Annotated in this window: 14 protein-coding genes; 7 read left to right on the top strand and 7 right to left on the bottom strand. The window is 40.7% G+C overall.

Annotated elements, in window-relative coordinates:
* Window positions 1–260: 260 nt before the first annotated feature.
* Window positions 261–1142 carry a peptidylprolyl isomerase gene (locus P4361_RS17740; protein ID WP_265408443.1) on the bottom strand — a complete coding sequence of 294 codons (882 nt, stop codon included), beginning with the start codon at window positions 1140–1142 and terminating at the stop codon, window positions 261–263.
* Window positions 1143–1353: 211 nt separating this feature from the next.
* Here P4361_RS17740 and P4361_RS17735 point away from each other — a divergent pair, with 211 nt between their 5' ends.
* The 3 genes from P4361_RS17735 to P4361_RS17725 all read left to right on the top strand — a co-directional run bounded on the left by P4361_RS17735 (window position 1354) and on the right by P4361_RS17725 (window position 1797).
* Entirely contained in the window at window positions 1354–1452 is a 99-nt protein-coding gene (locus tag P4361_RS17735) for a YjcZ family sporulation protein (RefSeq protein ID WP_082316025.1), read from the top strand.
* Between the two features lie 111 nt (window positions 1453–1563).
* The gene (locus P4361_RS17730; RefSeq protein WP_082316024.1) at window positions 1564–1659 is read left to right on the top strand and encodes a YjcZ family sporulation protein; all 96 of its coding nucleotides are present in this window, start codon (window positions 1564–1566) and stop codon (window positions 1657–1659) included.
* A 54-nt stretch (window positions 1660–1713) separates the two neighbouring features.
* Window positions 1714–1797, top strand: coding sequence for a YjcZ family sporulation protein (locus tag P4361_RS17725; RefSeq protein ID WP_082316023.1), 84 nt, complete (start codon window positions 1714–1716; stop codon window positions 1795–1797).
* 65 nt (window positions 1798–1862) lie between these two features.
* Here the strand turns inward: P4361_RS17725 and P4361_RS17720 are convergent, their stop codons facing one another.
* On the bottom strand, window positions 1863–2048 hold the full coding sequence (locus tag P4361_RS17720; protein ID WP_053355556.1) for a hypothetical protein: 186 nt from the start codon (window positions 2046–2048) through the stop codon (window positions 1863–1865).
* A gap of 89 nt (window positions 2049–2137) precedes the next feature.
* On the opposite strand from P4361_RS17720, the gene P4361_RS17715 reads away from it, so the two are divergent.
* Window positions 2138–2707 (top strand): YpmS family protein, encoded by a 570-nt coding sequence (locus tag P4361_RS17715; protein ID WP_328090285.1) that lies wholly within the window; start codon window positions 2138–2140, stop codon window positions 2705–2707.
* Between the two features lie 104 nt (window positions 2708–2811).
* Window positions 2812–3153: a DUF1878 family protein gene (locus P4361_RS17710; RefSeq protein WP_328090284.1), complete on the top strand. Its 342-nt coding sequence runs from the start codon at window positions 2812–2814 to the stop codon at window positions 3151–3153.
* Here the strand turns inward: P4361_RS17710 and P4361_RS17705 are convergent.
* Window positions 3144–3728: an HTH-type transcriptional regulator Hpr gene (locus P4361_RS17705; protein WP_053355553.1), complete on the bottom strand. Its 585-nt coding sequence runs from the start codon at window positions 3726–3728 to the stop codon at window positions 3144–3146. The two genes, P4361_RS17710 and P4361_RS17705, sit on opposite strands and share 10 nt — an antisense overlap.
* A 212-nt stretch (window positions 3729–3940) precedes the next feature.
* Window positions 3941–4297: a YtxH domain-containing protein gene (locus P4361_RS17700; protein ID WP_053355552.1), complete on the bottom strand. Its 357-nt coding sequence runs from the start codon at window positions 4295–4297 to the stop codon at window positions 3941–3943.
* 152 nt (window positions 4298–4449) lie between these two features.
* Between P4361_RS17700 and P4361_RS17695 the strand changes: the two genes are divergently transcribed.
* Both P4361_RS17695 and P4361_RS17690 read left to right on the top strand, forming a co-directional pair.
* Complete coding sequence (locus tag P4361_RS17695; RefSeq protein ID WP_053355551.1) at window positions 4450–4644, top strand: hypothetical protein; 195 nt, start codon at window positions 4450–4452, stop codon at window positions 4642–4644.
* 98 nt (window positions 4645–4742) lie between these two features.
* Complete coding sequence (locus P4361_RS17690; protein ID WP_328090283.1) at window positions 4743–5159, top strand: YkvA family protein; 417 nt, start codon at window positions 4743–4745, stop codon at window positions 5157–5159.
* A gap of 38 nt (window positions 5160–5197) precedes the next feature.
* Here P4361_RS17690 and P4361_RS17685 read toward each other — a convergent pair whose 3' ends face one another.
* From P4361_RS17685 to P4361_RS17675, 3 genes are all read right to left on the bottom strand, one after another.
* Window positions 5198–5728 (bottom strand): tryptophan transporter, encoded by a 531-nt coding sequence (locus tag P4361_RS17685; RefSeq protein WP_328090282.1) that lies wholly within the window; start codon window positions 5726–5728, stop codon window positions 5198–5200.
* Between the two features lie 118 nt (window positions 5729–5846).
* On the bottom strand, window positions 5847–6932 hold the full coding sequence (gene serC, locus P4361_RS17680) for a 3-phosphoserine/phosphohydroxythreonine transaminase (RefSeq protein ID WP_328090281.1): 1086 nt from the start codon (window positions 6930–6932) through the stop codon (window positions 5847–5849).
* A 248-nt stretch (window positions 6933–7180) separates the two neighbouring features.
* A complete protein-coding gene (locus P4361_RS17675) occupies window positions 7181–7609 on the bottom strand; it encodes an HIT family protein (protein WP_328090280.1) in 429 nt (142 codons plus the stop codon).
* Window positions 7610–7682: the final 73 nt, after the last annotated feature.

Here is a 7682-nt window from a genome sequence, read left to right as displayed (position 1 = left end):
TTAACTTTTCATTGAAGATTTTTCAAGCCAAAAAGGGGCTGCCTGAAGGTCAATTTTCGACTTTCTGGACAGCCCCTTTTTGTTGCTGTGTAAGAGTTCCAACGTCTATCGGCTTTGAACGGGTCCTTCAGCTTTTCATCGATCCAACTTCAACGCTTAGAGCCCCGCCAACTTCACTCCCTCAACCCAACACAAAAAACGTGTTGAATTTCAGGAGCTCCAGTTCAACGGGGCTCTGAGCAAAGCGTTTCAGCCTTTCATTATTGCTGTGGCTGTGCTGGCATTTGAGTGTCTTGTTTTTTTAGTGCGTCTTTTAGGTCTTTATCTTTGATCTTGATGTCAGCTTTTTTCTGAAGCTTAGTGATGACTTGGTCTGTTGGTTTTGCTTTTTGCTGTTTCAGTTCTTCGCTGATTTGTTTCTTCTTGTCTTCAAACTTGTTGGTTTTCTTGTCTACGACTTTAATGATGTGGTAGCCGAATTGAGATTTTACAGGGTCGCTGACTTGTCCAGGTTTAAGCTTGAATGCCACTTTATCAAATTCAGGAACCATTTGGCCTTTACCGAAATAGCCGAGGTCTCCGCCTTTTGATTTAGAACCAGGGTCTTTGGAATACTTTTCAGCAAGTTTGGCAAAGTCTTCACCTTTATCAAGTTTCGCTTTTACTTCTTTTGCTGTTTTAGCATCATCCACCAGGATGTGGCTTGCTTTTACTTCTTCTTTATATTTTTCGTTAAATACTTTTTTCATTTCAGCATCGGTAACTTTGACACCATCGGTTGCTGCCTTTTTATTTAGAAGCTGTGTCTTAACGAGTTTTCGTAAATCTTTTTCGTTTTTAATGCCGTTTTGTTGAAGGGCTTGCTTGAACTGGTCTTCACTGCCAAGCTGTTTTTTGATTTTAGCGATCTCGTTGTCAATCTCTTTATCGGTAACCTTGTACTCTTTTTCGAGAAGTTTATTATCTACCATTTGCTTAAGAACTTGATCTCCGTACTGTGCCTTAAGCTCATTGTAGAATTCATCCTTGGTGATGTCTCCAGCTTTGGATTCAACAACCTTCTCTGATCCTGCACCGGAGTTGCACGCTGACAGCGACAACACTCCCGCAGCAAGTCCAAGGGATAATAACCATTTTTTCATCTGACACACTCCCACTGTTCGAGTAATATTTTCACAGTATCTACTATAGCATAAACATTGGATAAAATCCTATTCATACTCGGAATTATGAGAAAAATTACACGAATTTACTGTTTAATTGAGCAAGGAAATTTTTATAAACCGGGACATTCGCCTAATCAAACCAAGACATATCACTATATGATGTGGAGAAGAAAAAAGGAGGAGATAGATGATGGGATGCGGTGCTGGTTTCGGACATAGCTTTTTAATTCTGATCATTCTTTTCATTTTATTAATAATAATTGGCTGTACTTGCTTCACGTGGTAAGGACAAGGACGTAGGCAAAAGTTTAAAATTTATTTCGATTTACAGGCATTCGCCTATGCGAGCAATAGGTGGGCTGCATAGGATAGCGTAAGAAATAAAGGAGGTGGCATCATGGGTTCTACACATGGAAGAGGCTTTGCGTTAATCGTTGTGTTGTTTATTCTGTTGATCATCGTCGGATGTGTATGTTGGGGAGGATGGTGTTAATCACTCCTCATAATCGGTAGTAAACCGGCTTTTTCTGCCGGAGGAGGTATTTCAATGAACGGTTTTTCTGGCGGCTTTGAGCTGATTGTTGTATTGATAATCCTACTCATTATTATCGGATGCATTTGTTTCTGTTGACGAAAACTAGAGAGGGGTGGCATCTGCCATCCCTTTTGTTTTCGTAGAAGCATAGGGATGCCTCATTAGTATGTAAAGATGTTTTCTACATAAGCACTGATTAAAAGAATGGTAATCAGAACATTTATGGTACGGAACACATTGGGCTGTGTTTCAGCAGGAATGGATTTACGTGAACAGAGTTCATTGGTGAGGGTATTAAAAACAAATAAAAAAACAGGGGCAAGAATTACAAATATCACATCTGGCATGTTACAATACCTCCATAAAAAGCTACCATTCTTACTTTAACAAAAGTTGGGGAATAAGAATAGAAAAATGCAACTATTGGAGGACAAAAATGAAAAACAAATGGAAATGGAGCTTCTTTGCTCTGGCTGCCGTTATCGTCATCGTTATCATTGTCATTGCTTCGTTGATTTTTTCAGGAGGAGAAAAGGACTTTGATAAAGCTGAACAAACCGGTGGATCACTGGCGGGGAAGAAACTATTCACTATACATACGGGGAAAGAACAGGCTGCGTTTCTAATGAACAAACAAATTGAGGAACAAAAAAACCTGGACCTAAAGGTAAAGCTTACGAATAAGATGAAACTGTTCGGGCGGATAGACGTTTTTGGAAGAGAAGTAGTATACCAGATGTCGATGGCGCCAGAAGTTCTTCCGAATGGAGATCTGGCTCTGCATGAAAAAAATGTACAGGTCGGACGTTTGAATCTGCCGGGCGAGCAGGTGCTTAATCTTGTTTCAAACAGTGTAGACCTCCCCAAATGGGTGAAGGTTTACCCGCAGGAAGAAATGATTCACGTGCAGCTGACCAAGATGAACATAAAGAAGCACATTAAGGTAAAGGCCAAAGAGGTCGATCTGCCGCATAATAATATTTCGATAGACGTGTTTGGCAAATAAACAGATGGAGAATTTTAGAAGATAAGAAGAAAGCCGCCTTACAAAAAAGGCGGCTTTACTATACAATAGAAACTAAAGATCGACTATAAGAAAGCAGGATGAAGATGGAAACGATTGAAGAACGTGTTGAACGGCTGGAATATTATAACCGGCTTACTGTACAATCGATTAATTTAAGGACATATCCCTTCTATACGCTGGTGATGGAAAAACACCTGAGCGAAGACGAGGTGGGAGATGTCCTTTCATTGTGCGATGAACTCCAAAGACGTTTTGAGGTCCAGACGGAGAGTGGTTATGTGCAATACCTTCCTCTTCTTCTCCATTTTGCAGGAATGCTGAATCCAAAGCTGAAGCCAAGAGAAACCGTTCAAGCTCTTCGTACCCAAGGCGTCTATCCTGAACTTATGGATAAGCTGTATGATTTGGCACGGAGTTACGAGTGAATGCCTGCCAGCTCAGGAGTCATTGGTATGACATTGCTTGGGGGCTTTTCCTCCAAGCTTTCTTCAACTTTCAACTCAAGTTTGTTAAAGATCGTCATGAAGTCCTCACCGTAGAGGTTTCGGATCATGCACATGATCTCAGGGAAGTCAGGGAACTTTCCGAAGAGTTCCTTGATCGGTAAAGCGGATGAAAAGACACCGAAGCTTGACGGATCATAGGTTTCCATTGTTTTTAGGAGAAGCTCTTCACCCTTATCCGTCAATTGAATGTATGTATTGCGCTTGTCATTTTCTTTTTTGGAAAATGAAAGGTAGCCTTGTTCCTCCAGCTTTTTCGAAAAGTTAAAAGCAGTCGACACATGCATGACTCCGAATTTTGCAATATCGGAAATGCTGGCTCCTTCCAATTGATGTGCAATCCATAAAATGTGATGTTCGTTGATGTTTAATCCGTAATCCTTAATCCAATTCTGCCAGTCTTTTTCCACACTCTTCCATAATGCTTTGCTGATCTGCGCGAATTTATGACTGAAAATCATCGCTTCCTTTACACTGTACAAATTGTCCTTTTCCATACTAAATGCCCTCCATTACTACATATAAGAACATCAATCTACCCCTCATTATGCCAGTATTTTCTATAATAAGAAAGTAAAATTTTTCAAAACTAAAAGAAAAATTGGTAATAAAGGCATGAAACTTAAGTATGATAAGATATGGAAGATCATAATAGTTAAATAATAAAAGAAATCTCCCCGTTCAAGGGAGATCCCCAATTGTACAGTGATTATTTAGCCAGGGTAGCTTTGCTTTCCTCAAGCGTGTCCTGGATCTCTTTTACGTTCTCCTGAATACTTTCCATGTTGGGCTGAACATCTTCCTTCCAATGATCAATATCCTTCTTTAAGTCAGCAGAAGCCTGTTTGAACGCGTCCTTTCCTTCTTTGGAAACAAACATAATTTTTTCTTTAAGAGTAATACTCTCACGTTTCATTTGGGAGACAGAGTTCTTTAACTTATTCGCACTGTCTTTAATGTCCTGTCTGACATCCTTGCCTGACTTAGGCGCAGACAGCAGGGTAGTTGCACCTGTAACGATTGTTCCGATGGCGAAGCCGTAAAGTAAAGATTTTGCTTTAGACATAAATAATTCCTCCTCTATTATAGTTAGTATTACATTCTTGGTGGATCAGAAGAATTCCTATTGAGAAATTTCCCGAAAACATAAATATTTAACGATGATTTTCGGCATGATTGGACAGGCACCTGCATATTTATAAAATGGGGGGATGGACAATGAATTGGAAAACCATAATATTGCTGATTGCAGGACTGCTTTTAATTATGCGCATGATGTACTCCTTAAACACTACCCGCCAGTATTCCTTTCGTAACACTTCCATCAAAAAAAAGAGAAAAACCGCTGTCGTTTTCGGCTTGATCGGGATTACGGGGCTAGTTGTCTGTTTGCTCACTTTTGTCACAAAATAACGAAAAATAGGGAAAGCTGATTCTTTTTGAATCTGCTTTTTTATGTTAGAAATATAATAGATAAAGGTATAATAACAACAAGTCAGGAGGAGGGTATTATGGAACGTCACACCATCGGTAATTATTTTAACAGAATGAAAAGCAAGGCCGCTGTTATTCTGGATGATGATCATCAAACAGGTGAACTGATCACCAATGCCGAGAAAAAAACAGAATCTGCACAAAACAACAGCAGCTTGCGGGAACTGACTTCTCAGGTGAAAGCGTTAATCAGGCTGGTGAAGCATTATCGTGATGGCTCATACCGGCATGTATCAAAAAAATCGATGATGCTTATTGTTGCGGCCCTGCTTTATTTTGTCAGTCCAATCGATGCTGTTCCAGACTTTTTGGTAGGCATTGGCCTATTGGATGATGCTGCTGTTTTGGCTTTTTTATATAAAACGATCAAAAAAGAAATCGATCATTACATGGAATGGGAAGAAGAAGAGCAAACCATAAAGCCGGCACCTTAAATCAGGTACCGGCTTTTTTTATGGCTTATTAAAATGAATTATACTTGTGCCTCTTTCGATTGCGGAGGCATTGAACGCTTTCTGATGCTGTGTGCTACCGGATACAAGACGAACATGACGACACAGTTTACGGCAGCTGTCGGCAATACGACCGCCAGGAAGATGGACAAAAACGTACCAGGCAGGCCGGCAACGAGAAGAGCTGTACCGAGGAAAATCGATCCGCTCACAATCGTTCCAGCGAAAGTTAATATCGCAGCTGTTAATGCATTTAGTTTAAAGCGCGAAACGAGTAGGAATAGTCCTAAAAAAAAGAGTGCGGTTATTGGTTTATCGACCAGGTTGGCGATCTGCCCGCCCGGGAAAGTTGTTGTTATGGCTGTAATGACTCCTGTTGCCAGCGCAGCTACAATGACGTTAGAAAGCGACGGGAACATGATAATCGTTAGAAATAGCATAGTAAGCATCATATCAGGCCTCATCCCTAAAAAGAAGGGCGGCATAATGGCATGAAGAACATACCCCAATGCTAATAAAACACCTGTTAGTGCTAATGATTTAGTTTTCATTACTCATCTCTCCTCAACTCAACTCTTAATTCATCTTTCATAGGTGCACTTTTGCCCTATGCAAAGAAGTTATCACCTATAATAACAAATCTGGAGCGTTTTGAACAGTAAATAAAGACTATTTATCATGTTTTTTCTGGAAATTTCCCATGAAATCCCTAAGTGCCTGACAGGCCTCAAGAGGAACTGCATTATAGGCTGAGGCTCTGCATCCGCCGATGGACCGGTGGCCGGCCAGCCCGTAAAATCCTTGTTCATGTGCTTCTTTTAAAAACTGCTTCGTCAACTCTTCATTTTTTAAGGTGAACGTAATATTCATCAATGATCGGCTGTCCCTGGCAGCATGTCCTGAATAAAAGCCGCTGCTTTGATCAATGGCTTCATAGATGAGCTGCGCTTTTTCCTGGTTTCTTTTTTCGAGTTCCTCCAGACCGCCCAGAATTTTCGCCCATTCAAGAACGAGTTTCAGGAGATAGATGGAAAAGGTAGGAGGGGTGTTATAGAGCGAACGGTTTTTAATGTGTGTCTCATACGAAAGAATAGCCGGAAGCCCTTCATTTGCCCGTTCGGCTGCATCTTTTCGAAAAATTACAACCGTCACACCGGCAGGGCCCAGGTTTTTTTGAGCTCCTGCATAAATTAGGCTGAACTTATCTACTGGAATCCTTCTGCTTAAAATATCACTGGACATATCAGCGATCAAAAAAGGGTGGTCAATACCGTCGAATGAAGCCCATTGTGTACCATAGATGGTATTGTTGGATGTTAAATGAACATACGAATATTCTTCAGGAGAAAAAGAAGGAAGATCAGGAATAGAGGCATAGTTGGAAGCTTTTCCTGATACGATCTCTTTTACATCTCCAAATTTATCGGCCTCTTTTAACGCTTTTTCAGACCAGGAACCGGTTAAGATATAGCCGGACTGTTCGCCGGGCTTCATAAAATTCATGGGTATCATCGCAAATTGCAGGCTCGCACCGCCCTGCAAGAATAGAACTTCATACTGATCGGGTATAGAAAGCAGTTCTTTTAAAAGGTTTTTTGCTTCTTCATGAACTTCCTCATAGTGTTTTCCGCGATGGCTGTGTTCCATAATGCTGATCCCCGTGTCCTGGAAATCCAAAAATTCTTCTTTTGCTTTTTCCAATACCTGCCGGGGTAAAGCGGCAGGTCCTGCGTTAAAATTATATACCTGTTTCATGAATACAATTCCTCCCCTTATTTAGTGGTTTCAATGCTTTATTAAAAGGCTTTGTTAAAGCAGATTGTTGATTTCAATCATATTGGACATCGCATACTGATGCTTAAAAGAGGCCCTCAAGTCTTTTTCTCCACTTAAAAGGGTGATAGCTGGCGGTTCAATCACACCCCACCAAAAATCAACAACATGGACTAACAGAGCTTATAAAATAAAAAACTGCCTTGATTCAGGCAGCAGATATACAAATGTTATGAAGAAAGATGGGAAGCGATCAAGCTGGAAATCTCACTGAACTCTTCCTGTGAGTAATCATTGGTTTCCCACACCGCTCCAAAGCCATCTCCTTTGCCGTAGCGGGGAATGATATGTACATGGTAATGAAAAACGGATTGTCCTGCAGGTTCTCCGTTATTATTCAGTACATTAAGACCGATGGGATCAAATGACTCTTTAATCGCTTCGGCAACGGCCGGAACAGCTGCGAACAGTTTTCCTGCTGCTTCAGCAGGCAGGGCATAAATATCTTTGTAATGTTCCTTTGGGATTACGAGAGTATGCCCTTTTGTGACTTGGCTGATATCGAGAAAGGCCAGCACGTTTTCGTCTTCATATACTTTATAGGCTGGTATTTCGCCCTTCACGATTTTACAAAAAATACAATGCTCGTCATGGTTCATTTTATCACCTCTGAAAATGTTTTTTCTCATTTTAGCATAAGTGCGGACAATATGTTATTGGAACATTTAGAAA

This window comes from Fictibacillus sp. B-59209, assembly GCF_036216745.1.
Classification (GTDB): Bacteria; Bacillota; Bacilli; order Bacillales; family Fictibacillaceae; genus Fictibacillus_C; species Fictibacillus_C marinisediminis.
This window is presented reverse-complemented; position numbering and strand designations above follow the sequence as displayed.

Bases quoted from the DNA above. Each gene is read 5' to 3' on its own strand.
- P4361_RS17700 (WP_053355552.1), bottom strand. From the start codon at position 4,297: ATGTCTAAAGCAAAATCTTTACTTTACGGCTTCGCCATCGGAACAATC.
- P4361_RS17740 (WP_265408443.1), bottom strand. From the start codon at position 1,142: ATGAAAAAATGGTTATTATCCCTTGGACTTGCTGCGGGAGTGTTGTCG.
- P4361_RS17720 (WP_053355556.1), bottom strand. From the start codon at position 2,048: ATGCCAGATGTGATATTTGTAATTCTTGCCCCTGTTTTTTTATTTGTT.
- serC (WP_328090281.1), bottom strand. From the start codon at position 6,932: ATGAAACAGGTATATAATTTTAACGCAGGACCTGCCGCTTTACCCCGG.
- P4361_RS17685 (WP_328090282.1), bottom strand. From the start codon at position 5,728: ATGAAAACTAAATCATTAGCACTAACAGGTGTTTTATTAGCATTGGGG.
- P4361_RS17675 (WP_328090280.1), bottom strand. From the start codon at position 7,609: ATGAACCATGACGAGCATTGTATTTTTTGTAAAATCGTGAAGGGCGAA.
- P4361_RS17690 (WP_328090283.1), top strand. From the start codon at position 4,743: ATGGAACGTCACACCATCGGTAATTATTTTAACAGAATGAAAAGCAAG.
- P4361_RS17715 (WP_328090285.1), top strand. From the start codon at position 2,138: ATGAAAAACAAATGGAAATGGAGCTTCTTTGCTCTGGCTGCCGTTATC.
- P4361_RS17695 (WP_053355551.1), top strand. From the start codon at position 4,450: ATGAATTGGAAAACCATAATATTGCTGATTGCAGGACTGCTTTTAATT.
- P4361_RS17735 (WP_082316025.1), top strand. From the start codon at position 1,354: ATGATGGGATGCGGTGCTGGTTTCGGACATAGCTTTTTAATTCTGATC.
- P4361_RS17705 (WP_053355553.1), bottom strand. From the start codon at position 3,728: ATGGAAAAGGACAATTTGTACAGTGTAAAGGAAGCGATGATTTTCAGT.
- P4361_RS17710 (WP_328090284.1), top strand. From the start codon at position 2,812: ATGGAAACGATTGAAGAACGTGTTGAACGGCTGGAATATTATAACCGG.
- P4361_RS17725 (WP_082316023.1), top strand. From the start codon at position 1,714: ATGAACGGTTTTTCTGGCGGCTTTGAGCTGATTGTTGTATTGATAATC.
- P4361_RS17730 (WP_082316024.1), top strand. From the start codon at position 1,564: ATGGGTTCTACACATGGAAGAGGCTTTGCGTTAATCGTTGTGTTGTTT.